Origin of the sequence: Pseudomonas oryzagri (assembly GCF_020831405.1) — a bacterium.
In the GTDB taxonomy this organism is placed as follows: Bacteria; Pseudomonadota; Gammaproteobacteria; order Pseudomonadales; family Pseudomonadaceae; genus Geopseudomonas; species Geopseudomonas oryzagri.
The window spans coordinates 59,746-84,348 of record NZ_JAJHPU010000045.1; the positions used below are offsets into that span (position 1 = coordinate 59,746).

The 24,603-nt window shown below is 68.1% G+C and carries 17 protein-coding genes; 16 read left to right on the top strand and 1 reads right to left on the bottom strand.

Annotation, left to right across the window (positions count from 1 at the left end):
- Positions 1-56 precede the first annotated feature (56 nt).
- Positions 57-1,058, bottom strand: coding sequence for a DctP family TRAP transporter solute-binding subunit (locus LMJ29_RS20020; RefSeq protein ID WP_229607297.1), 1,002 nt, complete (start codon positions 1,056-1,058; stop codon positions 57-59).
- A 221-nt stretch (positions 1,059-1,279) separates the two neighbouring features.
- Between LMJ29_RS20020 and LMJ29_RS20025 the strand changes: the two genes are divergently transcribed.
- The 16 genes from LMJ29_RS20025 to LMJ29_RS20100 all read left to right on the top strand — a co-directional run bounded on the left by LMJ29_RS20025 (position 1,280) and on the right by LMJ29_RS20100 (position 24,467).
- On the top strand, positions 1,280-3,010 hold the full coding sequence (locus tag LMJ29_RS20025; protein ID WP_229607298.1) for an autotransporter assembly complex protein TamA: 1,731 nt from the start codon (positions 1,280-1,282) through the stop codon (positions 3,008-3,010).
- Positions 3,007-6,678 carry a translocation/assembly module TamB domain-containing protein gene (locus LMJ29_RS20030; protein WP_229607299.1) on the top strand — a complete coding sequence of 1,224 codons (3,672 nt, stop codon included), beginning with the start codon at positions 3,007-3,009 and terminating at the stop codon, positions 6,676-6,678. The genes LMJ29_RS20025 and LMJ29_RS20030 overlap by 4 nt, the downstream gene beginning before the upstream one ends.
- Positions 6,679-7,110: 432 nt before the next feature.
- Entirely contained in the window at positions 7,111-7,677 is a 567-nt protein-coding gene (locus LMJ29_RS20035) for an acyl carrier protein (RefSeq protein ID WP_229607300.1), read from the top strand.
- A gap of 8 nt (positions 7,678-7,685) precedes the next feature.
- Positions 7,686-8,963, top strand: coding sequence for a beta-ketoacyl-[acyl-carrier-protein] synthase family protein (locus LMJ29_RS20040; protein ID WP_229607301.1), 1,278 nt, complete (start codon positions 7,686-7,688; stop codon positions 8,961-8,963).
- A 2-nt stretch (positions 8,964-8,965) separates the two neighbouring features.
- Positions 8,966-10,042: a beta-ketoacyl synthase gene (locus LMJ29_RS20045; RefSeq protein WP_229607302.1), complete on the top strand. Its 1,077-nt coding sequence runs from the start codon at positions 8,966-8,968 to the stop codon at positions 10,040-10,042.
- Positions 10,039-11,334, top strand: coding sequence for a beta-ketoacyl-[acyl-carrier-protein] synthase family protein (locus tag LMJ29_RS20050; protein ID WP_229607303.1), 1,296 nt, complete (start codon positions 10,039-10,041; stop codon positions 11,332-11,334). Before LMJ29_RS20045 ends, LMJ29_RS20050 begins: the two co-directional genes overlap by 4 nt.
- Positions 11,334-12,545: a beta-ketoacyl synthase N-terminal-like domain-containing protein gene (locus LMJ29_RS20055; protein WP_229607304.1), complete on the top strand. Its 1,212-nt coding sequence runs from the start codon at positions 11,334-11,336 to the stop codon at positions 12,543-12,545. The genes LMJ29_RS20050 and LMJ29_RS20055 overlap by 1 nt, the downstream gene beginning before the upstream one ends.
- 69 nt (positions 12,546-12,614) lie before the next feature.
- Entirely contained in the window at positions 12,615-15,485 is a 2,871-nt protein-coding gene (locus tag LMJ29_RS20060) for an aminotransferase class III-fold pyridoxal phosphate-dependent enzyme (RefSeq protein ID WP_229607305.1), read from the top strand.
- A 9-nt stretch (positions 15,486-15,494) separates the two neighbouring features.
- Positions 15,495-16,232 carry an SDR family NAD(P)-dependent oxidoreductase gene (locus tag LMJ29_RS20065; protein WP_229607306.1) on the top strand — a complete coding sequence of 246 codons (738 nt, stop codon included), beginning with the start codon at positions 15,495-15,497 and terminating at the stop codon, positions 16,230-16,232.
- Positions 16,229-16,993, top strand: coding sequence for an SDR family NAD(P)-dependent oxidoreductase (locus LMJ29_RS20070; RefSeq protein ID WP_229607307.1), 765 nt, complete (start codon positions 16,229-16,231; stop codon positions 16,991-16,993). Before LMJ29_RS20065 ends, LMJ29_RS20070 begins: the two co-directional genes overlap by 4 nt.
- A 2-nt stretch (positions 16,994-16,995) precedes the next feature.
- Positions 16,996-18,279 carry a DUF1302 family protein gene (locus tag LMJ29_RS20075; RefSeq protein ID WP_229607308.1) on the top strand — a complete coding sequence of 428 codons (1,284 nt, stop codon included), beginning with the start codon at positions 16,996-16,998 and terminating at the stop codon, positions 18,277-18,279.
- Between the two features lie 59 nt (positions 18,280-18,338).
- The gene (locus LMJ29_RS20080; protein WP_229607309.1) at positions 18,339-19,175 is read left to right on the top strand and encodes an outer membrane lipoprotein-sorting protein; all 837 of its coding nucleotides are present in this window, start codon (positions 18,339-18,341) and stop codon (positions 19,173-19,175) included.
- An 18-nt stretch (positions 19,176-19,193) separates the two neighbouring features.
- A complete protein-coding gene (locus LMJ29_RS20085; RefSeq protein ID WP_229607310.1) occupies positions 19,194-21,821 on the top strand; it encodes an efflux RND transporter permease subunit in 2,628 nt (875 codons plus the stop codon).
- A gap of 83 nt (positions 21,822-21,904) precedes the next feature.
- A complete protein-coding gene (locus tag LMJ29_RS20090) occupies positions 21,905-22,852 on the top strand; it encodes an IS481 family transposase (RefSeq protein ID WP_229607311.1) in 948 nt (315 codons plus the stop codon).
- Between the two features lie 125 nt (positions 22,853-22,977).
- The gene (locus tag LMJ29_RS20095; RefSeq protein WP_229607312.1) at positions 22,978-23,319 is read left to right on the top strand and encodes an FKBP-type peptidyl-prolyl cis-trans isomerase; all 342 of its coding nucleotides are present in this window, start codon (positions 22,978-22,980) and stop codon (positions 23,317-23,319) included.
- A gap of 299 nt (positions 23,320-23,618) precedes the next feature.
- Positions 23,619-24,467 (top strand): TauD/TfdA dioxygenase family protein, encoded by an 849-nt coding sequence (locus LMJ29_RS20100; protein WP_229607313.1) that lies wholly within the window; start codon positions 23,619-23,621, stop codon positions 24,465-24,467.
- Positions 24,468-24,603 lie beyond the last annotated feature (136 nt).

Genomic DNA, 24,603 nt, shown 5'->3' on the forward strand with positions numbered 1-24,603 from the left:
GGGCGCTTCGCAGGCTGTGCCGGCGAAGGATCCCCGGCGTCGCCGGGGATCAGGCGTCACAGGGAGCGGTTGGCCGCCTTGGCGGCGCGCATCACCAGCGGGCCGATCTCCGCCTCGTACTGCTGCCACACCGGCTGCATGGCGTTGCGCCAGGCGCTGCGCTCGGCGTCGCTCAGGGCGATGATGCGGCTGGTGCCGGCGGCGGCCACGCGCGCGCGATCGGCCTCGTTGAGGCGCGCCGCCTCGCTGTTCACCGCCAGGGTCACCTCGTCGATGATGGCCTCCAGTTCGCTGCGGATCTCGTGGGGAATGCCGTACCAGAAGCGCGCGTTGCTCACCAGCATGTAGTCCAGCACGCCGTGGTTGGTTTCGCTGATGTAGGGCTGCACGGTGTGCAGCTGCTGGCTGTAGATGTTCGACCAGGGGTTCTCGGCGCCCTGCACCTTGCCGCTTTTAAGGGCGCCTGCGACCTCGCCGAACGGCAGCTTGACGCTCTGCGCCTGCAGCGCGGCGAACTGCGCCTCGAGTACCCGGGACGACTGGATGCGGAAGCCCAGGCCCTTGGCGTCGCCCGGCAGGCGCAGCGGCTGGGTGGCCGACAGCTGCTTCATGCCGTTGTGCCAGTAGGCCAGGCCGACGATGTTGTGCTCGTGCATCGACATCAGCAGGTCGCGGCCGGTGGGCTTCTGCTGGAAGCGCGCGACCGCCTCGTGGTCGTCGAACAGGAACGGCAGGTCGAACACCTGCAGCTTGGGCGTGTACTGCTGGAACTTGGCCAGCGACGGCGCCAGTAGCTGGACGTCGCCGCGCTGCAGGGCGGCCAGCTCCTCGGCGTCGCCGTACAGGGAGGAGTTGCCGTGGACTTCCACCCGCACCCGGCCGCCCAGCCGTTCCTCGACCAGCTTCTTGAGCAGCAGGGCGCCGTGGCCCTTGGGCGTGTCGTCGGCGACCACATGGGCGAAGCGGATCAGGATGGGCGCCTGGTCGGCGGCATTGGTGGCGGCCCCAGGCAGGAGCAGTCCGAGGGAGAGGCACGCGGCCAGCATTGTCTTGAACATGGGAGATCCCTTTTTTCTTCTGGTTTTCCGCCCGGTCCGGGCGGCCGGCGCCATCGCAATAGCTGTGCCAGGCGTGCGGATCCGCGCCGGGAAGCGGAAAAGGGTGAAGTGCGTCACAAAGTGCCGGCGGAGATCCGCCGTCCCGCCCGGGCGATCTGGCGAAGACCCGCCGCCTTGCGGGGGCGCCGGAAAGCCGCTCCGGGCATGCTAGGATCGGGAGCATGAAGAGGATTTTCATTGCCGCCTCGCTTCTGCTGTTGGCTTTGCTCGTCGGCACCGCCGCGGCGGCCGATGCAGAGCTGGAAGTGCTGCTCAACCCCAAGCAGAAAGCCTTGCGCGAAAACGTCGAGGCTCACGTCGGCGCGCTCAACGGCCGGGATGCCGCCGCCCTGCGCCGCTTCGCGCCCGCGGCCGAGCTGTCGGCGGCCCAGGCACTGCAGGCCCTGGGCTACTACCACGGGCGCATCCGCAGCGAGGTGGTCGAGGAGGGGAACAAGGCCGTATTGCGCCTGCATATCGAGCAGGGCGAGCCGGTCCGTCTGCGCAGCGTGGAGATCCGCGTGGAGGGCGAGGCGACGCAGATGAAACACTTCCGCCAGCCCTCCAGCCCCCTGCTGCGCCCCGGCGCGGTGCTCAACCACGGCGCCTACGAGGACGCCAAGAAGCTGATCCGCAACCAGGCGCTGCGCTACGGCTTCTTCGATGGCGCCTTCGTCGAGCAGAGCCTGGCGATCGACCCCGAGGCCGGGTTCGCGGATATCCGCCTGGTTTACCGCAGCGGCGCGCGCTATCGCTTCGGCGCCATCGTGTTCAGCGGCGACACACCGTTCGACGACCGCATGCTGCAGCGCCTGGTGCCGTTCAAGGCCGGCGAGGGCTACGACGCCGACCGTCTCGGCGAGCTCAACCGGGCGCTGGTGTCCACCAACTACTTCAGCGATGTGCGGGTGGACGCCACGCCGGAAGGGGCGGTGGACCGGGTCATCCCGGTACAGGTCCAGCTGCAGGCGCGCAAGCCGCGCACCCTGGCCGCCGGCCTCGGCTACTCCACCGACGTCGGCCCGCGCCTGCGCGGCACCTGGACCCGCCACTGGCGCGGCGCGCAGGGCCATCGGCTGGGTGCCGATTTCGAGTTCTCCAGCCCGCGGCAGAACCTCGGCACCTGGTACGAGATTCCCCTCGACCCGCCCCTGATCGAGAGCCTGCGCTTTTCCACCGGCTACCAGATGGAGGATCTGGTGGACACCGAGAGCGAGCGCTTCACCATCGGCACCCAGTGGCAGCACCAGCCGGAGAACGAGTGGCAGCGCATCGTTTCGCTGCGCTGGGAGCAGGAGAACTACCGGACCGGCGACGACGAGGGGCAGAGTACGCTGCTGTTGCCGGGCATCGGTTTCAGTCGCCTGCACAGCGACAACAAGGTCGACCCCAACCGCGGCTACCGTCTGCAGGCGGACCTGACCGGAGCCAGTCAGGCCCTGCTGTCGGATGCCGACCTGCTGCACCTCAACCTGCAGGCCCGGGGCCTGATCACTGTCGGCGCCGGCCATCGCTTCCTGTTGCGCACCCAGCTCGGCGGCATCGCCACCAACGCCTTCGAGGTCATCCCGCCGTCGCTGCGTTTCTTCACCGGCGGCGACCAGAGCGTGCGCGGCTACGGTTACCAGACGCTGTCGCCGCGCGACGACGAAGACGAGCGGGTCGGCGGTCGCTATCTGGTGGTCGGCAGCTTCGAGTACCAGTACCCGCTGCGCGATCGCTGGCGTCTGGCCACCTTCGTCGACCACGGCAACGCCATCGACGGCTTCAGCGACCCGCTGGTGACCGGCGTCGGCATCGGCGTGCGCTGGGTATCGCCGGTCGGCCCGATCCGCCTCGACCTGGCCCATGCCTTGGACGAGGACGAGGGCTCGGGCTTTCGCATCCACTTCTCCATGGGGCCGGAACTGTGAGGCGCCGGCTGCGCCTCGGCCTGCTGGCGCTGCTGCTTCTGGCGCCGCTCGGCCTGCTCGTCCTGCCGGCCAGCGAGTCGGGCAGTCGCTGGCTGCTCGCCCGGATGCCGGGGCTCGTGGTGGAGGACTTCCGTGGCCGCCTGCTCGGCAACTGGAGCGCGGCGCGGCTGCGCTGGCAGTCCGGCGCCAGCCGCGTGGAGCTGGAGCAGCTGCGGGTGGTCAACCGCCTGGCCTGCCTGCGCACGGGCACACTGTGCCTGGACGAAGTGAGCGCCGCGCGCCTGCGCCTCGACCTGCCGCCCTCGACCGAGCCGCAGCCCGCCGAACCGCTCGCCCTGCCGGAGATCCGCCTGCCGCTGGCGGTGCGCATTCAGCGCCTGCAGTTGGGCAGCCTGGTCGTCAACGACGTCGAGCAGCTGCGGGGTCTCGTCCTGGCCGCCGACCTCGACCGCCACGGTCTGCGGCTGAGCGCCGTCGAGCTGCAGCGCGACGGCATGCGCCTGGCGGTCAGCGAACTGAACCTGCTGCCGCACGGCGACTGGCCGCTCCACGCCCGCGCGCGGCTCGACCTGCCGCCGGTGGAGGGGCAGGCGTGGCAGCTCGATCTGACCCTGGACGGCCCGTTGCGCCAGCGTCTGGCGCTGGAAGCGCACAGCCAGGGTTATCTGCCGGGACGCCTGAGCGGCTGGTTGAGCCCGTTGGCCCGCGATCTGCCGCTGGCGCTGGAACTGCAGGTCGGTGACTTCCTGGCGCGCGCCGATCTGCCGCCCAGCCTGCGCATCGCCAGCCTCGCGCTGCGCGCATCCGGCACGCTGCGCGAGGGCTGGGCGGTGGACGGGCAGGCGAGCCTGGCCGGGCGCGACCGGTCGGTGGCCGTCGAGCTGCGCGGCGCGCTGACCACCACGGGGGCACGCATCAAGCCGCTGCGCCTGGTCGACGGCAAGGGCGAACGCCTGGAGCTGGCCGGCACGCTGGACTGGCGCGCGGGACTCGTCGCCCGGCTCGGTCTGCAGGGCGGCGCGTTCGACTGGCAGCAGCTCTACCCGCAGCCCGCCGTGAACATGCAACTGAACAAGGTGCAGGCGGCGTTCAGCTACGCCGAGCAGCGCTACGAGGGCGATGTCGACCTGCAGCTGAACGGCCCGGCCGGGCCGCTGCGCCTGAGCACGCCCGTGCAGGGCGACGCGGGCCGCGTGGAGCTGCCCGCGCTGCGCCTGGAGGCCGGCAAGGGCCGGGCGGAAGGCGAGCTGACGGTGGAGTTCGCCGGGGCGCTCGCCTGGCAGACGCAGCTGCGGCTCAGCGACCTCGACCCGGCCTACTGGCACGCGGCTTTCCCCGGACGCATCGGCGGCGAGCTGGCCAGCCAGGGACAGCTGCAGGGCGGGCAACTGAACGTGAATGCCGACTGGGCACTCGACGGCGAGCTGCGCCGCCAGCCGCTGGCGTTCAAGGGCCGGCTGAGCGGCGAGGGCGCCCACTGGCAGGTGCCCGAGCTGGACCTGCGCCTGGGCGACAACCGTGTCGACGGCCAGGGCGAATGGAACCGGAAGCTCAGTGGCGGCCTGCGCCTTGCCCTGCCGCGTCTCGACCAGCTGTGGCCCGGGCTGCGCGGGGCGCTCGAGGGCACGCTGGCGCTCGCCGGTACCGCGCAGGCGCCGCAGGGCAGCCTGGTCCTGCGCGGCCAGCGCCTCGCCTATGCCGAGCAGGAGCTGGCCACCCTGCGCCTGGATGCCAACCTGGACGCCCGCCAGCGCGGCGAACTGCACCTTACGGCCGACGGCCTGCGCCGTGGCGACAGCGACTACGGCCAGCTCGAGCTGCGCGGCGCCGGCACCCGGGAGAATCACAGTTTCGATTTCGAGCTGGCCGGCAAGCCGCTGCAGCTGGACCTGGCGCTGGCCGGCGGCCTGCGCGGGAGGGCCTGGCGCGGCAGCCTGAACCGCGGCGAGGTCGGTGTCGCCGGCCTGGACTGGCGCCTGCAGCAGCCGGTCAGTCTGGAGCGCACGGCGGCCGGGCGGGTGACCCTCGGCGCGCACTGCTGGGCGTCGGAGCGGGCCAGTCTGTGCGCCGATGCCCAGCGCCTGCAGCCCGAGCCGCAGCTGCGCATGCGCCTGCGCGACTTCGACCTGGCGCGCCTGGCTCGCCTCTTGCCCGACGGCTTCGCTCTGGTCGGCCAGCTCAATGGCGATCTGCGCCTCGATCTGCCGGCCGGCGGCCCGCGCGGCGAGATCAACCTGGACGCCGGCAGTGGCCAGCTGCGCCTGCGCGATCCGCACGATGCCGAGGGCGACTGGCAGACGATTCCCTACCAGGCGCTGCGTCTCACCAGCCGACTGCAGCCCAAGCGCATCGACAGCGAGCTGCGGGTGGCCGGACCGGGGCTCGGCAGCCTGACTCTGCAGGCCAGCATCGACCCACTGCCGGCCACCCGGCCGCTGACCGGCAGCTTCCGCATCGACGGCCTGGATCTGGGTCTGGCGCGCCCCTTCGTGCCCCAGGTCGAGCGCATCGAAGGCCGCATCGACGGCAGCGGCCGACTGTCCGGCTCCCTGCTGGCCCCGGTGGTCGACGGGCGCCTGGCGCTGCGCAATGGCCGGCTCGGCGGCGGCGAGCTGCCGCTGAGCTTCGAGGCGCTGCAGCTGGCCATGACCATCGCCGGCCAGCAGGCGCAACTGGAGGGCAGCTGGCGCAGCGGCGAGCAGGGGCAGGGCAGCCTGACCGGCAGCCTGGACTGGTCCGCCGCGCCGCAGATGGATGTGAAGATCCGCGGCCAGCGCCTGCCGGTGGTGGTCGAACCCTACGCCAATGTCGAGGTCGATCCGGACCTCGAAATCGGCCTGCGCGACCGCCAGTTGAGCATCGGCGGCCAGGTGGCCATTCCGCGCGGCCAGATCAAGGTGCGCGAGCTGCCGCCCCAGGCGGTGAAGGTGTCGAAGGATGCGCAGATCGTCGGCGAGCAACCGCGCGAGACCGGAATGGCGGGGCTGAAGATGAACCTCAGTCTGCTCATCGGCGAGGAGCGCCTGCGCTTTGCCGGCTTCGGCCTGACCGCCGACCTCAAGGGCAACCTGCGCATCCGCGACAACCTCGACAGCCGCGGCACCCTGCAACTGGAAAACGGTCGCTACCGCGCCTACGGCCAGCGCCTGACCCTGCGCCGCGCGCGGCTGATCTTCGCCGGTCCGATCGAGCAGCCGCTGCTGGACATCGAGGCGATCCGCACCGTCGACGAGGTGGTCGCCGGCCTGCGCCTGACCGGCCGCGCCGATGCGCCGATCAGCGAGGTGTTTTCCGAGCCGGCGATGAGCCAGGAGCAGGCGCTGTCCTACCTGGTGCTCGGCCGCGCCCCCGACACCAGCGGCGAGCAGAGCATGGTCAGCCAGGCGGCCCTGGCCCTGGGGCTGGCCGGTGGCGCCCCGGTCGCCGGCGCTCTGGCCGAACGCCTCGGCATCAAGGACTTCCTGCTCGACACCGAGGAGAGCGGTGGCGACAGCAGCGTGGTGGCCAGCGGCTACCTCTCCGATCGCCTCAGCCTGCGCTATGGCGTGGGCATGTTCGAGACCGGCAACGTCGTCGCCCTGCGCTACGAACTGAGCAAGAAGCTCTATCTGGAGGCGGCCAGCGGCCTGGCCAGCTCGCTGGATATTTTCTACAAAAAGGACTTTTGAGTTCGTCTCTCCGCGCCGGCTCTCGATGATCCGGCGAGCCCTTCTACACAGGCTGTTGCCGGCATGCAGGGATATGCGCGCGTGGCCGCGGTGTTCTTTGCAGTTAATGCTGCGAGCCGGCAGTGCACTATCCGATTTGAACTGCCGAGGTTGTGGAAACAATGCGAACTTGTCGTTGGTAGCGGACAAGTACGCACTTTTTGAGTGCACTCCGCGGATTGTTCTCACATTAATGAAGTAGCGCGCGCGGCGACTTCATGGCAGCCCCGCAAGGACGAAATTCGATTATTCCGCTTTGCCGGAAAGCATGCAGAACCTGTATTGACTCTGACCCTAGGGGGCGAGTTTAGAGTGCCCGCGCTGAATCCGGAACTGTCTTCGCGGATGAAGCGAAACGGACACACAAGCTCGTGGAATACATGGAGTTGCATCTTGAACAATCCCCTGGAACTGGATGTCGTGCTGACCAGCACGCGTGAAATTCTTGCCCAACTACTGGTTCTGGAAGTCGAGGATATCGACGCCGACAATAGTGTCGTCGAGGACTTGTCAGCAGACTCTCTGGATATCGTCGATCTGAGCTTCCAGCTGGGCCGGCTGTATGGCTGCACCCTGCCGAAGATCAGTGTGCTGGATCATGCCCTGGCGATTTGTGGCGATCTCTCGGCATTCGTCGGCGACAGCGGGCTTACCGCGGCCGGCAAGGCGCTACTGGAAAACAGCCTCAGCGCCTATGCGCCGGACCAGCTCAGCGTCGGCATGAAGCCGGCGGATGTGTTTGCCGCGACCACGGTGCGCAATTGGGCGCAACAATGCCGCAACATCTTCAATTACCTGCCTGATGCCTGTCCTGCCTGCGGTGGCAGTCATGCCCTGGTGAAAAACCAGCAGGTCGTCTGTTCGGCGTGCAGCGCGCGGCTCACTCCGCCGGATGGCGATGAGATTTCCCGGCGCCTGGTCAAGACCTTCGTCGCCTCCCGCCTGGCCGAATTCGCCTAGGAGGGATCATGCGGGCGCGCGAAGTCTATGTAACCGGTTACGGGCTGGTGGCGCCTACCGTGCTGGATGGTGAGAGCCTGTTCCACCGGATTTGCGAGAAGCGGTCCTGTGTGCGCGAACATCCGTTGTTCGCCGAACTGGGTTTTCCCAACCGGGCCGCCGGCTATATCGACGACTTGCAGTGGCAACATGTGCAGCAGGCATTCGCCGGCGACGCACATTCCCTGCCACGCCAGTCGCTGCTGGCGGATTTCGTCGCGCAACAGGCGCTGCGCCATGCCGGACTGTCGCCGGCGGCGCTGCGCGATGCGGCCAGCGGATTGTTCGTCGGTGCCAACAAGCACTGCGCCACCAGCCACGACCTGGAACAGTTGGCGGGCTGCCTCGATTCCCACGGGCGACTCGACCTCGACCGCTACCTGCAGCACCAGTCGGCTCGGCAGGCGCCGTTTTCCCTGCGGGTGGACCAGCAGACCTTCCATCTGGCGCACACCCTGGGCATCCGCGATCACATCTCCACCCACTCCGATGCCTGTGCCGCCGGCACCGTTGCGATCGGCAGCGCCTACCGGGCGATCGAGCGTGGTGACCTGGATCTGGCCATCTGCGGCGCCGTCGAGCTGATGGCCAACGAATTGCCCTACTACATGTTCAGCAGCCTGGGCGCCCTGTGCCAGCAGTCCGAACTCGAGCCCGGACACCAGAGCCGGCCCTTCATGCGCGGGCGCAGCGGTTTCGTGCTCAGCGAGGGCGCGGCGCTGCTGGTTCTGGAATCCAGGGAACACGCCGAGCGCCGCGGCGCGCGGCCGCTGGGTCGGGTGCTGGGCTATGCCAATTTTTGCGAGGCGGAAAAGATGACGGCGAGCAGCCGGGACGGCAGCAAATACGCGTACTGCATGGAGGCGGCGCTGGAGGATGCCGGTTTGCTTCCCCATGCGGTCCAGCACGTGAACACCCATGGCACCTCGACCCAGGTCAACGACAGCTGCGAAGCGCATGCGCTCAAGCATGTCTTCGAGCGGTTGCTGGATGGCGTGACGATGACGGCGAACAAGTCGGCTCTGGGGCACTCCCTGGCCAGCAGTGGCGCCATCGAGGCGGTGCTGTCGCTGATCAGCCTGCGCGAAGGCGTGCTCCTGCCAACCCTGAACTACGACGCGGCGGATGCGGAGTTTCCCGAATTGCGCTTCCTGTCCGAGCCCGTGCGCCAGTCGATCGGGGTGGTGCTGTCCAACTCGTTCGGTTTCGGCGGGATCAACAGTTCCCTCGTGCTGGGGAGGGCCTGAGCATGACCGCCTACCAGGCACGTCCTGTCTATATCGCCGATGCGGCGGTGCTCAACGCGGCCGGCGAGCAGCTCCTCGACCTGCATGGCCACGCGCCCGAGGCCAAGCCGCTGCCGTTCGACCAGCGTCACCAGGCGCACCCGGTGAAGGTGCCGCGCCTGCCGGGCGATCTGTTCGACCGCAAGATCCAGCGCAGCGTGGAGGCGCAGGGCTTGCGTCTCCTGCATTGCGCCGCCCGTCTGGCTCCGGCGTTGCGGGCCCTCGAGCTGCCCTCCGAGCGGGTCGCCCTCACCGCGGCGATTCCGGAGGTGGATGCGCCCAGCCCCTGCTGGGATGCGGTCGAGGCCATCCAGCGCGAGCCCGACCGACTGCTTCCCCAGTTGTTCGCCAATACACCGCCGCTGCACGCCCTGACCCTGCTGAACAGCACGGTGATGGCCTATGTCGCCGAGGCCCTGCAATGCAACGGGCCCATGGGGGCCTACTGTTCGCAGGCCAATGCCGGCGTGGATGCGCTGATCGAGGCGGTGATGCAGATCGCCGAGAACAAGGCCGACGCGGCGCTGGTGGTCAGCAGCAGTCCCAACCTGACGCCGGCGTTATATCTGCGTGACGGCGACCCGGCCTCCGGCCCTGTCCGCGGCGAGGGCGCGGCCGCCTTGTTGTTGACCGCCGCTCCGGCGCCGGGCGCCCGGCAGATGACGGTGCGGGTCGCCGGTCTGGCCCGTGGCTACGTCGCCGATGAGACGCGGGCGGAAGCGGTGGCCGCGCAGGTGCTGGCCAAGGTGCTGAAGGCCGAGCGGCTGGCGCCGAGCGACGTCGACATGCTGCTGATCGCCGAACACGACGAGTTGCTGGCCGGCCTGCTCGGTCAGCCGGAGAAGCGGCGGCAGAGCAGCCAGGGCATCACCGGCGATCTGGGCGCCAGCAGCATGCTCACGGATATCGCCTATGCGCTGGGCTCGCCGGGAGGCGGGGAGGCGTGCCGGCCGCGCTACGTGCTGGCCATGAATCGCAGCAAGGGCGGGCATTTCGCTGCCGTGCTGCTGGCTACCGCCGAGATGAGGGCTGAGGTATGAACGGCGCCCGGGTAGTGATCACCGGCCTGGGGGCGGTGACCGGCTTCGGCTTCACCTGGCAGCGCATGTGGTCGGAAATGTTGCGCGGCAGCCACTGCATTCGCCCCTGGCAACCCGACGAGGTGAGCGACGGCAGCTTCCCGGTCGGTTTCGCCGCCCCGGTGGACATGGCGCTGTTGCCGCCCCACCTGGACGAGCACCCGGCCTGGCGGCTGCCGCTGGAGAAACGCAGCCGCTATGGCTGGGTGGCGGCGAGCCAGGCGGTTGCCGATAGCGGACTGGATGCCGCCGACCTGCGCGAGGCGGCCGTGCTGAGCGCCTCCGGCGCGCCCCATCACATGCTGGACGACATGCGTCTGGCGCTGGCCGAGGAGCCGGGCGCTGGCGCGGACTGGGCCTACCTGATGCGCCGGGCCGACCGGGTGCATGCCGGTGGCTCGCTGCGCCAGGCCAGCGACCGGCTGGCGCGGGTGATTGCCGGGCATTTCGGTTGCGAGGGGCCGGTAGTCAATATCAGCAGCGCCTGCGCGGGGGCGGCACAGGCCATCGGCAACGCCTTCCAGATGATCCGGCGCGGCGAGGTCGAGCTGGCGCTGGCTGGCGGCGCCGACTCGGTGCTCAACCTGGACACCATGGGCTCGCTCTACCTGCTGGGTGCGGCCACCAGCGAGCAGCGCTTCGGCGCCGACCTGTGCCGGCCGTTCGACCGCCATCGCAGCGGCCTGGTCGCTGGCGAAGGCGGGGGATTCGTCGTGCTCGAGCGCCTCGACCGCGCGCTGGCCCGTGGTGCCACGCCGTACGCCGAAGTGGTCGGCTACGGCAGCAGCCTGGACGGCTACAAGGTGACGGCGCCCGACCCGCAGGGCCGCGGCGCGGCGCTGGCCATGCAGGCAGCCCTCGACGACGCGGGGCTGGACCCGCAGCAGGTCGACCTGATCAACGCCCACGGCACTTCGACTCCGCTCAACGACGTGGCCGAAACCCTGGCGATCAAGACGGTGTTCGCTCGTGACGAGCATTACCGCAGGCTGGCGGTCAGCGCCAACAAGTCGCAGTTCGGCCACCTGATCGCGGCGGCCGGGGCGCCGGAGGTGATAGTCACCGCGCTCTCCTGCCGGGAAGACCGGATCACTCCGACGGTCAACCTGCACGAGCCGGATGGCGACTGCGACCTCGACTACTGTGCCAATCAGGCGGTCCACCGCTCCGTAGAGGTCGCGCTGAGCAACTCGTTCGGCTTCGGCGGCCTCAATACGTCGCTGGCCCTGCGCAAGTACCGGAGGAGCCGCTGATGGGAGCTTTCACTCAGACGATTGCCATTGCCGGTGCCGGCTGCGTTCTGCCGGGCGGCGCGGGCGTCGAAGACTTCTGGAACAGCCTGTGCGCGGGGCGTAGCGGCATCGTGCCGCTGCAGTCCAGCCTGTTCCATGGCAACCGGGTGGCAGCCTTCGGCCAGATCCCCGAAGAGGTCCGCCAGGCCTGCCGCCAGGATGTGCCGCGCAACCTGCAGCGTTACTGCACGCCTGCCGTCGTCCTCGGCGTCGCCGCGGCACGGCAGGCCCTGCAGGAAGCCGGCGTGGACCCGCGTCAGGGGCACCTGCGCTTCGGCCTCTATTGCTGCCAGGGCGGCTACACCCATCCGTCGCTGGACGCCTATGCCGAATTGCTCCAGGAGTGCCGAGGCGGGGACGACGGACTGGACCTGCGCCAGCTGAGCGCCCGGGTGCTGGAGACGCGCGCCCTCGATCCGTTCCTGGTGCTCAAGAGCCTCAGCAACGGGCTGTCGGGGGTCGTGAGCCTGGCGTTCGACCTGGAGGGCGAGTGCAACGCCTACATGCAGGGGGTGGCCGGCAACCAGGCCGCCCTGCGCGAGGCCTGTGCCGCCTTGCGCAGCGGGCGCATCGATGCCGCCCTGGTGGTGGCCGCCGGCAGCGAACTCGATGCCCTGGCGCTCGCCGAGCTGGCGCGGGCAGGCATCATCGGCACGAACGGCGCGCGCGCCTTCCGGCCATTCGACCTGGACGGCGAGGGTGGTGTGGCCGGCGAGGGCGCGGCGGCGCTGCTCCTGCGGCGCAGCGAGGATATGGCGGCGGGGCCCCGGGTCGCGATCGGCACGATTGCCGCGCAGGCCGAGCTGGCCGCCCTGGAGCTGCCCGGCGAGCCGGTGGATCTGCTGGTGTGCCACGGCACCGGCGTACCGGCGGTGGACCGGCGGCTGAGCGCGGTCCTGGCCCGCAGCCGCCCCCGCCATGCCACCTGCGCCCAACCGGTCACCGGGCTGCTCAGCGCCGCCCCCGGCCTGGCGGATCTGATCGTGGCCAGAAGCAGCCTGCTGCGCCAATGCGTGCCCCCGGTTGCCGGCCTCGAACGACCGGTCAGCGCGGACCTGCCGTTCGTCACCGGTGCGCCGCAAGCCGCACGGCTGCGCAGTTGCGCCGTCGTCGGGCGCGACGACAACGGCTTCGGTGCCTGCTACCGACTCGACTACGCGGACGCTCGCTAGGCATTCGGGCTAGCGCAACGGTTCCGCACCGGATCACCACAGATTGTTCAGTTCAAGGATATGACTGTCATGGATTACCGCGATTACGTACGCCCCAAATATGTCGACCTGATGCAGGCGCTGGGACTGGAGTGCCAGTTCCACCGCGCCAGCGGCAGCAAGCTGTTCTATCGCGATGCCCAGGGCCGCGAAGTGGCGGTCACCGACTTCCTGGGTGGCTACGGGGCGGCGTTGTTCGGCCACAACGACCCGGAATTCGTCGACGAACTGTGCGCGCTGCTGCGCGAAGAAACGCCCTTCAATGCCCAGATGTCGGTGCGTGCGGCCGCCGGCGAACTTGGCCGTCGCCTGAGCGAGGCGCTCAACCGCGAACTCGGCAGCAGCGAGAAGTTCATCTCGACCTTCTCCAACAGCGGCGCGGAGGCGGTGGAGATCGCCATCAAGCATGCCGAATATCGTCGCCAGAAACGGCTGCAGAAGCAGTTCGACGAGGTGGATTTCGAGCTGGCGCAACTGGCGGCCAGCGAGCGGGCCTACCTCGAGCTGGAGGTCGACGGGCTCGACCTGCCGGCGGGCCTGCTGCCCGAGCATGTGACGCTGGTGACCCTGCGCCAGCTGCTCGAGGCGGTGCGCCAGTACAACCTGGCCCTGCAGTACAGCGAGCCGGTGTTCGTCGCCCTGCGCCGCAGCTTCCACGGCAAGCTGGTCAGCAGCGTGCAGCTGACCCATGGCAAGCAATACCGCCAGCCGTTCGCGCGCTTCGGCCTCAACGTCGAGTTCGTCGACCCCAGCCAGCCGCAGCAGCTCGAGGAGCTGCAGGCACGTCATCGCCGCGCCTGGCTGCTGCCGGTATGGGAGGACGGGCGCGTGCAGTTGCGTCGTCAGGAGTTCAGCGCGATCACCGCCGTGCTGCTCGAGCCGATCCAGGGAGAGGGCGGGATCAACGAGTTTTCCGCGGACACCTTCCTCGCCCTGCGTCGCTTCGCCAACCAGCAGGATTGTCCGCTGGTGGTCGACGAGATCCAGTCCGGTTTCGGCCGCACCGGCAGCCTGCTCGCCAGCAGCCACTACGGCCTGCGCGGCGACTACTACTGCCTGTCCAAGGCGCTGGGTGGCGGCCTGACCAAGATCGCGGCCACCGTGATCCGCGATAGCCACTACGAGGCGGACTTCAGCTACATCCACAGTTCGACTTTCGCCGAGGACGACCTGTCCTGCCGCATCGCCCTGCGTGCGCTGGAGCGCCTGTCCTGCGATGACGGCGCGATGCTCCGCGAGGTGCGGGAGAAGGGCGAGTACCTGAAGAACTCCCTGCTCGAGCTGCAGAAGTTCTATCCGGACGTGATCGCCGACGTGCGCGGCCGCGGCCTGCTGCTGGGCTTCGAGCTGCACGATCTGAGCGCCAGCAGTTCGGTGGTGCAGGCCTCGGCGCAGTACAACGAGGCGCTGGGCTACATCGTCGCCGGCTACCTGCTGCAGCACGAGCGACTGCGCGTGGCGCCCTCCGGCAGCAACGCCAACGTCATTCGCCTGGAGCCGCCGGCGTGCATCAGTTTCGCCGAGATCGACGAGCTGACCGGCGCGCTGCAGCGGGTCTGCGAGATGCTGCGCCGGCGGGATGCCTTCCCGCTCGCCGCCGGCGTCTGCGCCGACCAGATCAGCGAGGTGCCGCCGCGTACCGACAACTTCGTGATGGAGCAGACCTTCCCAAAGGCTGACAAGGGTACGCAGGTGGTTGCCCGGGTCGCCTTCATCAACCACCTGATCGATGCCGACATGCTGAGCGACGTCGACCCGTCGCTGGCGCCCCTCACCGCCGAGCAGAAGCGCACCTTCATCCAGCGCATGGCGCCCGAGCGGCGTACCGCGCCCATCGGCCCGGTGCTGATCCGCTCGCGCCTGGGCACGGCGGTCGAATTCGCCCTGTATCCGCTGTGCATGGACTCCAGCGCGATGGCCGAGTACATGGCCAGCGGCGACCTGGAGACGATCCGCGAGGAAATCGCCGGCCGCATTCGCGATGCGCGCAGCGACGGCTACAGCGTCGCCGGCCTGGGCATGTACACCTCGATCGTCACCAACAATTGCCAGGCGCTGAAGATCCCGGACGTGGCGCTGACCTCCGGCAATGCCCTGACCATCGGCATGGGCCTGGAGGCGATCGAGCAGGGCTGCGTGCGTCAGGGCATCCGCCTCGAACAGGAGACCGCGGCGGTGGTGGGGGCGGCCGGCAACATCGCCTCCACCTACGCCTCGCTGCTGTCGGAGAAGGCCGACCACCTGCTGCTCATCGGCAGCGGGCGCGAAGGCTCCACCCGGCGCCTGGAAAAGACCGCGCAGCTGATCTATGCCGACGCCGCGCGCTCGATTCTCGCCGGTCGTACCGCAGAGGACCGTCTCGCGGCGCGCCTGCAGCGCCTGCCGGGCATCGACGGCCTGCTGGAGACCTACGGCGACAGTGCCGAGCTGGGGGCGCGGCTGTTCCGCTTCGTCGAGGAGCAGGTGGGCGCCAACGCGTTCATCACCATCAGCAACGACCTGCAGTTGCTGCGCAGGGCGCGCGTGGTGCTCTGCGCCGCCAACGCACCGGAGGCCTTCCTCGACGCGGAGCATTTCGCCGAGAACGCGGTGATCTGCGATATCGCGGTGCCGCTCAACGTCGACCAGCAGCTGACCGGCCAGCGCCCGGACGTTCTCTACATGCACGGCGGCATCGTGCAGACCCCGCTCGGCGACGGCCTGCAGGCGAATGTGCGCGCCTACCTCAAGGAAGGGCAGCTGTACGCGTGCATGGCCGAGTCGGTGCTCATGGGGCTGTCGGGCATGAAGCAGCACTACTCCTACGGCGATATCACCCGCGAGCAGGTGCAGCGCATTCGCGCCATCGCGGCCTGCCATGGCTTCGGCCTGGCGCAGTTCAAGACGGACAATTCTTTCTGAGGTAGGGGCATGGAGCACAAGACTGCGGTAGTGACCGGCGGCAGCCGCGGCATCGGCAGGGCCGTTGTCAGGGCGCTGGCCAAGGCGGGGTATCGGATCGCCTTCAGCTACGTGCGTGACGAAGCCGCGGCCATGGCGCTGCTGGACGAGTTGCACGGGCAGGGCAGCCAGTGCCTGGCCCTGCGCTGCGACGTCGGCGATGCCGGTAGCGTGGCGGGTTTCTTCGAGCGGATCGAGCGCGAGTTCGGGCGGATCGACCTGTTGGTCAACAATGCCGGCATCACCCGCGACGGTCTGCTGGCGACCCTGTCGCTGGACGACATCGCCGAGGTCATCCGCACCAATCTGGTGGGCACGCTGCTCTGCTGCCAGGGCGCGCTGCCGTGCATGCTGCGCCAGCGCAGCGGCTGCATCGTCAACCTGAGCTCGGTCGCTGCCCAGCGGCCGGGCAAGGGGCAGAGCAACTACGCCGCGGCCAAGGGCGGGGTCGAGGCGCTGACCCGCGCGCTCGCCGTCGAGCTGGCGCCGCGCAACATCCGCGTCAACGCCGTGGCGCCGGGCATCGTCAACACCGAGATGAGCGCGGCGCTGGTCGGCAGCATGGCGCAGGAAATCCGCGACCGGCTGCTGATCAAGCGCTATGCCGAGCCCGAGGAGATCGCCGAAGCGGTGCTGTTCGTCGCCGAGCGGGCTCCCTACCTGACGGGCGAGGTCCTGCCGGTCAACGGCGGATTGAAGATGCCATGACCCAGATGCGCACCATTCTCATCACCGGCGCGGCCAAGGGCATCGGCCGCGCGGTTGCCGAATCCTTCGCCGGCGAGGCCGGCAACCGGCTCGTCCTGGTGGATTTCGATCATGCCGAACTGCAGCGCTGGGTGGCGGAGGCGGCCATGCCGGCCGCCGTCGAAACCCATGCGGTCGACATCGCCGACCTCGCCGGCCTGCAAGCCCTGTTCACCGGGCTGGCCAGTCGCCTGGGCCAGATCGACGTGCTGGTCAACAGCGCGGGGATCTGCAACGAGAACGAGCCCGGCGACCTGGACAACTGGCACCGGGTGATCGCCGTCAACCTGCACGGCACCTTCTACGTCACCTCGCTGTGCCTGCCGCTGATGCCCCGGCAGGGGCGCATCATCAACATGGCGTCGATCCTCGGCCGCGCCGGCAAGGTGCGCAACACCGCCTATTGCGCCTCCAAGCACGGCATCGTCGGCATGACCAAGGCGCTGGCCCTGGACCTCGCTCCGCGGCAGATCACCGTCAACGCGATCCTGCCGGCCTGGGTGGATACGCCGATGCTGCAGCAGGAGCTGGCGGCGCAGGCCGGCATCGCCGGGCTCAGCACCGAGCAGAGCCAGCGCAACGCCAAGAAACGGCTGCCGCTGCGCCGCTTCATCGAGGGGGCCGAGGTGGCGGCGATGGTCCGCTACCTGGCCAGCCCCGAGGCCGGCGGGGTCACCGCGCAGAGCCTGATCATCGACGGTGGTGTCGGGCTGGGGATGTAGCGATGGGCAATCTGCGTTTCTGTCGCGGCCTGTTGGCCGCGCTGGTCGCGTGCGGCCCCGCGGCTGCGTTCGGCTTGCCGGCCAGCGCCTACTGGGATGGCGAAGTCGGCCTCGCCGCGGCGCTGCGCCTGCACGGCGATGACCGCGTCACACAGCAGGCCGTCTACTTCAAGGCGAATCTCGAGGACAGCTGGGACACGGGCTACTACAAGGCGCGCGGCCGGGTCCGCTACGACACCGTCTACGAGGGCGACCAGCCCTACAGCGACGAGGCTCGCGACGAATACCGCTTCACCGCCGACTGGCGCCACCTGTACTTCGGCCATTACGTCGGCGATGGCGAGCTGACCGTCGGCTGGCAACAGGTGGTCTGGGGGCGGGCGGACGAGCTGCGCGTGCTCGACCAGATCAACCCCATCGACTACCGCGAAGGGGTGACGCCGCTGCTCGAGGAAAGCCGCATCGCCGTGCCGATGGTGCGGCTGACCCAGCCGGTCGGCGACTGGGAGCTGGAGGCCATCTGGATCACCGATTTCCTCAAGAACAAGCCGCCGGTCGCCGGCAGCGAGTTCGACTCGTCGCTGTTCGCCGTGCCCGATCCCGACTACTTCGTGGTCGACTCGACGCCCGACTACGAGGGCGACGACGGCTTTTCCTACGGATTGAGCGCCAACGGCCGGATCGGCGCCATCGATGCCAGCCTGGTCGCCCTCAATGCCCGCCAGCAGGACCCGGTGTATGCCGTGGAAGGGCTGGCCGACGACGGCCGCGTGCGCCTGGAGCGCCAGTTTCCCCGCTACACCATGGGCGGCGGCGGGCTCGCCATCGACCTCGGCCACAGCATCGTGGTGCGCGGCGAGGTGGCCTACTTCGACGACTGGCGGCTGACCAACCCGCTGCGCAGCCAAGGCAGCGACGAGAGCCCGCTGGTCAAGTCGCTGCTCGGCGTCGACTACCTGGTGCGCGACTGGATGATCTCCGCGCAGTGGCAGGCGCAGCAGATCCTCGACTGGCAGCCGGGGATGCTGCAGGAGGAGCGCGATCACCTGTTCACCCTGTCCGGCGAGGGCAGCCATTTCCAGGACCGCCTGAAGAGCCGCCTGGTGCTGGCCTTCACCCCGCCCATGCGGGACGACGCCCTGCTGCAGGGCATCTTCACCTACAAACCGGTCGACTGGCTGAAGCTGGGCCTGGAGGTGGATGTCTTCTTCGGCAAGCGGGACAACCTTTTTGGCACTTACGACGCAAGGGACCAGCTGCGTCTGTCGGCCGGCTATCTGTTCTGAGCCTTCGCGGGCGTAACGGACAGACCGGCACCTATCAGCAGAAAGCAAGGAGATTTCACATGTCGCCGATCATCAAGGGTATTGCCGCCGCCATCCTCGTCATGGGAGGGGCCGCGGCGCATGCCGCCGGGCCGCTCGGCGCGGACGAGATCATGACCGCCGCCAGGGACCGCAACGACGGCAAGAGCTTCATGTCGCAGGTGTCGCTGATCCTGCACGACAAGAACGGCAATACGCGGGTTCGGGAATTCACCTACCTGCAGAAGGATTATGCCGACAGCGACAAGTTCACCATGTTCTTCACCACCCCCAACGACGTCCGCGACGTCGCCTTCCATATCGAGAACCCCCACGAGGTGCTCGGCAAGGAAGACAGCCAGTGGATGTACCTGCCGGTGAGCCGCCAGACCCGACGGATCTCCACCAGCGACAAGCGCGGCGCCTTCATGGGCAGCGAGTACTCCTACGCCGATCTCGACAAGATCCGCGTGAAGGACTACCGCCAGACCCTGGTCGGCGAAGAACAGGTGCTGGGGCGCGACTGCTATGTCATCGAGCGTGAGCCGGCCTCGCCCGAGGTGCTCACCAAGACTGGCTACAACAAGCTCAAGGTGTGGATCGACAAGCAGAACAGCCTGGTGATGCGCCAGGACTTCTTCGATGTGAAGGGCGTGCTGGTCAAGCAGATGCGCACCCGCGAGGTCGCCACCGTCGGCAAGATCGACAGCATCATGCTCAGCGAAACCGAGCATTTCATCGACGGCACCCGCTCGGAGATGCGCTTCAGCCAGCTGCAGTACGACGTCGAACTGGACGACCGGCTGTTCACCCAGACGGCGATCCGCCGCGGCTTGAAGACCGGAGACGTGCCGGCATTCGCCTCCTCCTCACTGTAAGGGCCGGTACGGATAATCATGGAAAGATATCTGGACTTCGTGGAGCGCAACGCCCGCGGCATCATCCTGCTGCTGCTGGCGATCACCGCGTACTTCACCTACGTGCTCGGTTCGCTGACCTCCGACACCAACCCCTACTTGCTCAAGGAGTCGCATCCGGCGCGCAAGACCATCATCGACCTGCAGGGCGAGTTCACCGGCACCTTCGACTCGGTGATGCTCGCCCTGCACAACCCCGATGGCGTGTTCAACAAAGAGTCCCTCAACGCGCTGTATTCGATGTCGCAGTCGGCGCGGCGCATCATCCTCACCAATGAGGACGACGGCCGCGAGCTGCAGCGCCTCGCCGCCCTGCATGCCGACGACGCCGAGGCCGGCAGGCTGGCCGCGGACATCCTCAAGGACGGCTTCACCCAGAACGACTACCAGCAGGCCAAGGCGCTGCGCGACCATGCCGCCAGTCGCCACTGGTCCGCGCGCGAGCAGCAGTTCCTGACCTTCCTGGCCGAGCGGATCAACCCGATCCGCGAGATGGCCTCGATGGGCGATCTGGAGAACATCGTGCTCGCCAACGGCGGGGAGCTGCTGATTCACAAGACCCTGCGCGCCTACGACATGGACCCGGCCGAGGTCGAGGCGGAAATCATGGGCAACGAGCTGATGCTCGATGGCGTGGTTTCGCGCGACAAGACCGCGGCCCTGCTGGTCGCCGAGCTGGGTACCAAGCAGGACGACGCCCAGGCGCAGTTGCGCGCCTACGGGATCTTCCGGCAGATCGTCGCCGACTATCAGGCCCAGCATCCGCAGTTCAAGGACGAAGTCTTCATCGCCGGCATGCCGATCTTCATCGCCGCGCAGCAGGAGATCATCGATCACGACCTGGCCCTGCTGTTCCCGATCGTCTTCCTGCTGGTCACCTCGCTGCTGCTGTTCTTCTTCCGCCGCCCGCTCGGCCTCCTGCTGCCGCTGTTCAACATCCTGTTCTGCACGATCTGGACGCTGGGGCTGATGGCGCTGTTCGAGGTGCCGGTCGACCTGCTGACCAGCGTCCTGCCGGTGTTCCTGTTCACCATCTGCTGCTCGGACGCGATCCACATCATGTCCGAGTACTACGAGCAGAAGCGCTCCGGCAAGAGCAACCGCGAGGCCAACCGGGAAACCATGCGCCTGATGGTGACCCCGGTGGTGCTCACCACGGTGACCACCATCGCCACCTTCCTGATCTCGACCACCACCAACATCGTCAGCATCCGCAACTTCGGCATCTTCATGTCGATCGGCCTGACCGCGGCGCTGATCATTTCCCTGCTGCTGATTCCCGCGTGGATTTCGCTGTGGGGGCGCGACGAGAAGGTGCAGGCCAAGGAACACAAGGAGTCGCTGCTCTCCCTCTGGCTGGTGCGCGCCTGCGCCCGCCTGGTCGCCCGGCGCCGGGTGGCGCTGCTGGTGACGCTGCCGGTGATGGCGCTGCTGAGCGTGCTGACCTTCTTCGTCGATATCGAGGATTCGGGGATCGCCTACTTCAAGGCCGACAGCCCGGTACGGGTCTCCGACCAGTTCATCAACGCCCACGTCGCCGGCACCGCGCCGGGCTGGATCGCCATCGACAGCAAGGTGCCGAGGGGCGTGCTGACCACCGACGTGGTGCAGTTCATCGACAAGCTCGACCGCTTCCTGCGCGAGCAACCGGAAATCAGCTACGGCTATTCGCTGGCGACCTACATCAAGCGGATGAACCTGGTGCTCAACGACATGGACCCGGCCTACCTGCGCGTGCCCGAGGCGCGCGAGCAGGTGCGCTCCGTGGACGAGGAGGGCAGGGAGGAAATCTTCGAGGTGGAGGGCAACGCGCTGATCGACCAGCACGTGATGCTGTTCGAGAACGGCGGCGGCTCGGACCTGACCAACGTGCTGAACGCCGACTACTCCAAGGCCATCACCCTGTACACCATGACCACCTCGGTGGCCGGCGACTACCAGAGCCTGCTCGATCGCCTGGATGCCTGGCTGGCGGTGAACAAGCCGGCGAATCTGGAGATCACCCACGCCGGCACGCCGGTGATCTGGACCGGCGTGCTGCAGGAAATCACCCGCGGCCAGGTGCTGAGCTTCACCCTGGCCACCCTGGTGGTGACCCTGATGATGATGTTCTGGCTGCAGTCGGTGCGTCTGGGCATCCTCGGCATGCTGACCCTGCTGGCCACGTCGGCGACCCTGTACGGCTGCATGTTCCTGCTGGATATCGAGCTGAACATCGGCACCGCGCTGGTCACCTTCCTGGTCGTGGGGGTGGTCGACTACGCCGTGCACCTGCTGTCGAGGATCAAGATCTTCGTCCTCCAGGGCATGCCGATCGACGATGCGCTGCTGCAGGCGATGGCCAGCGTGGGGCGCTCGACCATCGTCAACGTGACCATCTTCTCGGTCGGCTTCCTGGCCCTGCTGTTCTCCGACTTCAAGCCGGTCGTCGATCTGGGCATGCTGGTCGCCCTCGCCCTGTTCACCAGCGGGGTGATGACCATCCTGGTGGTGACGCTGGTCGCTCCCTGGTTCTTCGCGCCCCTGGCGAAGCAGGCGCAGGCGGAGCGCGTGGTGTGTGCAGTCATCGATAACCGTCGTCATCGCGAAGCGGAGGTGCCCGCCTAGGTGTGATCTCTCAGTAGGTTGTTCATCCGGGGCATTCCCGGAATTCTGGAAGCGCGACCCACACAGCCTTCCAGGAGCCCCGGATGAACCTGCATAAACATGCCCGTCTTACCCCGCGCGGTCGAGCCCTTCTAGTTCAACGCATGCTCAACGGCCTGCGGGTCGAGGACGCGGCGCAGGCCGCTGGGGTGAGTGTCCGCACGGCCTACAAGTGGCTCCGGCGCTTTCGTGAGGAGGGCGAAGCGGGCTTGATGGATCGTTCTTCACGCCCGCACGCCTGTCCGCATGCCACGCAGGGCAGCATGATCGAGCAATTGATCGAGCTGCGCCGGTTGCGCAAGACCTACCGACAGATCGCCCAGATGCTGGGACTGGCCGTCAGCACGGTCGCTCGCCACCTCAAGCGCGCAGGGCTTCATCGGTTGGCCGAGCTGGAGCCGGCCCCGGCGGTGGAGCGCTACGAGTACGCCAATCCCGGCGACCTCCTGCATCTGGACATCAAGAAGCTCGGCCGCTTCTGGAAGCCCGGACATCGGGTCACCGGCGATCGTCAGCAAAACTCCGGCGGTGCAGGCTGGGAGTTTGTCCACGTCGCCATCGACGATGCCTCCCGGCTGGCCTTCACCAGCCTGCATTCGGACGAGCGTGGCACCAGCGCTTGCCGGGCCCTGCTTCAGGCCTTGCGCTACTACCGCGGGCTGGGCATCCGCTTCCGGCGGGTCATGACCGACAATGGCTCCTGCTATCGGTCCAGAGCGTTCCGGCGCTTATGCCGCCGCCTGGGGCTGCGGCATGTCCGCACGAAGCCCTATACGCCTCGCACCAACGGCAAGGCCGAGCGCTTTATCCAGACGAGCTTGCGCGAGTGGGCCTACGCCCGCCGCTATGAAAGCTCCGAGCAGCGAGCGGCCCACTTGCCTGCCTGGCTGCATCACTACAACTGGCACAGGCCGCATGCCAGTCTCGGCTACTACCCGCCGATCAGCCGCGTTGCACTTTCGCTGAACAACGTACTGGGTTTACACACCTAGGGCGCCGCGGGCGAAAGGCCTTGCAAGCCGCCGGCGCGGGCCGGCGGCTTGCAAGGCGGCGCGAATCCTGCGAAAAACCCGCCCCCGGGCAGCCACCTGCGGCTACCCCCGAGCGAGAGCAGACGATGAGCAGCGAATTGCAGATTGAGGACATCCGCCTGGGCGACGGCAAGGCGGTGGTCAAGGGCGCCCTGATCACCACCCAGTACAACGGCTGGCTGGAGGACGGCACCCAGTTCGACTCCTCCTGGGACAAGGGCCGGCCCTTCCAGTGCGTGATCGGCACCGGCCGGGTGATCAAGGGCTGGGACCAGGGGCTGATGGGCATGCAGGTCGGCGGCAAGCGCAAGCTGTTCGTGCCGGCCCATCTGGCCTACGGCGAGCGGCAGATCGGCGCGCACATCAAGCCCAACTCCAACCTGATCTTCGAGATCGAACTGCTGGAAGTGCTGACCCGCGACGACTGAGGGCGAGTCGCCCGGCCACCGGCGCGCCGCGCAGCCACCGGCCCTGGCGGCGCCGGTCAGCGCGGCAGCACCTGGCGGACCACGCAAAAACTGACGCAAGTCAATTCCGCCCGCGATCCGGCGGGAAATCCCCGCGATTAGTCATGAAATGAAAAGACCCTGTCGCCGAATGAAAGGTCGGCGGCAGGGCGCATCCATAAATTTCTCCTCACGGCCTGCCCGGCGATTCGCCCGCCGGCGGCCCGCACGGTCGGCGCAACGCCCGGCCGCATGCCCTTCGCCATGAGGAGAACAACAAGATGCGCGTAGAACAACTCACCTGCAGTGTCGGCGCCGAACTGGTCGGCGTGAACCTCGCCGACGCCGTCCGCGACGACGGCCTGTTCGACGAGATCAAGGCGCTGCTGCTGCAGCACAAGGTCCTGTTCCTGCGCGATCAGGACATTTCCCGTCCGGATCACGTGGCCTTCGCCCGTCGCTTCGGCACGCTGGAAGACCACCCGATGGCGCCGACCCACCCGGAAGCGCCGGGCCTGGTGCAGATCTACAAGCGTCCCGACCAGCCGATCGATCGCTACGAGAACGCCTGGCACACCGACGGCACCTGGCGCGAGACCCCGGCCATGGGCTGCGTGCTGCGCTGCGTGGAGTGCCCGCCGGTGGGCGGCGACACCATGTGGGCCAACATGGCGCTGGCCTACGAGAAGCTGCCGCAGGCGATCAAGCAGCAGATCGAGGACCTGCGCGCCAACCACAGCTTCGAGTCCTCCTTCGCCGCCGCCATGCCGCTGGAAAAGCGCCTGGCGATGAAGGCCCAGTATCCGGACGCCGAGCACCCGGTGGTGCGCACCCATCCGGAAACCGGCGAGAAGATCCTCTTCGTCAACGCCTTCACCACCCACTTCACCAACTTCCACACCAAGGAGCGCGTGCGCTTCGGCCAGGACTACAACATGGGCGCCGCCGAGCTGCTGCGCTACCTGGTCAGCCAGGCGTACGTCCCCGAGTACCAGGTGCGCTGGCGCTGGAAGCCCAACAGCATCGCCATCTGGGACAACCGCAGCACCCAGCACTACGCGGTCATGGACTACCCGGCCTGCCATCGCAAGATGGAGCGCGCGGCCATAGTAGGCGACAAGCCCTTCTGATCCTCCCGGAGCCAGCCCCCGATCTGCTGCGCGTCGGCCATGCGGCGTTGAAATCGGTTTCGGAATGCTCATTTGCAGCGAGCAAACTCCGCTTCCTCAACCGATTTCGCCTTGCCTGGCTCTAGCTCGCGAGATC

Excerpts from the sequence above, each read along its gene's own strand:
- LMJ29_RS20020 (WP_229607297.1), bottom strand. The coding sequence starts at position 1,058 with ATGTTCAAGACAATGCTGGCCGCGTGCCTCTCCCTCGGACTGCTCCTG.
- LMJ29_RS20025 (WP_229607298.1), top strand. The coding sequence starts at position 1,280 with ATGAAGAGGATTTTCATTGCCGCCTCGCTTCTGCTGTTGGCTTTGCTC.
- LMJ29_RS20040 (WP_229607301.1), top strand. The coding sequence starts at position 7,686 with ATGCGGGCGCGCGAAGTCTATGTAACCGGTTACGGGCTGGTGGCGCCT.
- LMJ29_RS20045 (WP_229607302.1), top strand. The coding sequence starts at position 8,966 with ATGACCGCCTACCAGGCACGTCCTGTCTATATCGCCGATGCGGCGGTG.
- LMJ29_RS20050 (WP_229607303.1), top strand. The coding sequence starts at position 10,039 with ATGAACGGCGCCCGGGTAGTGATCACCGGCCTGGGGGCGGTGACCGGC.
- LMJ29_RS20055 (WP_229607304.1), top strand. The coding sequence starts at position 11,334 with ATGGGAGCTTTCACTCAGACGATTGCCATTGCCGGTGCCGGCTGCGTT.
- LMJ29_RS20060 (WP_229607305.1), top strand. The coding sequence starts at position 12,615 with ATGGATTACCGCGATTACGTACGCCCCAAATATGTCGACCTGATGCAG.
- LMJ29_RS20065 (WP_229607306.1), top strand. The coding sequence starts at position 15,495 with ATGGAGCACAAGACTGCGGTAGTGACCGGCGGCAGCCGCGGCATCGGC.
- LMJ29_RS20070 (WP_229607307.1), top strand. The coding sequence starts at position 16,229 with ATGACCCAGATGCGCACCATTCTCATCACCGGCGCGGCCAAGGGCATC.
- LMJ29_RS20075 (WP_229607308.1), top strand. The coding sequence starts at position 16,996 with ATGGGCAATCTGCGTTTCTGTCGCGGCCTGTTGGCCGCGCTGGTCGCG.
- LMJ29_RS20080 (WP_229607309.1), top strand. The coding sequence starts at position 18,339 with ATGTCGCCGATCATCAAGGGTATTGCCGCCGCCATCCTCGTCATGGGA.
- LMJ29_RS20085 (WP_229607310.1), top strand. The coding sequence starts at position 19,194 with ATGGAAAGATATCTGGACTTCGTGGAGCGCAACGCCCGCGGCATCATC.
- LMJ29_RS20090 (WP_229607311.1), top strand. The coding sequence starts at position 21,905 with ATGAACCTGCATAAACATGCCCGTCTTACCCCGCGCGGTCGAGCCCTT.
- LMJ29_RS20095 (WP_229607312.1), top strand. The coding sequence starts at position 22,978 with ATGAGCAGCGAATTGCAGATTGAGGACATCCGCCTGGGCGACGGCAAG.
- LMJ29_RS20100 (WP_229607313.1), top strand. The coding sequence starts at position 23,619 with ATGCGCGTAGAACAACTCACCTGCAGTGTCGGCGCCGAACTGGTCGGC.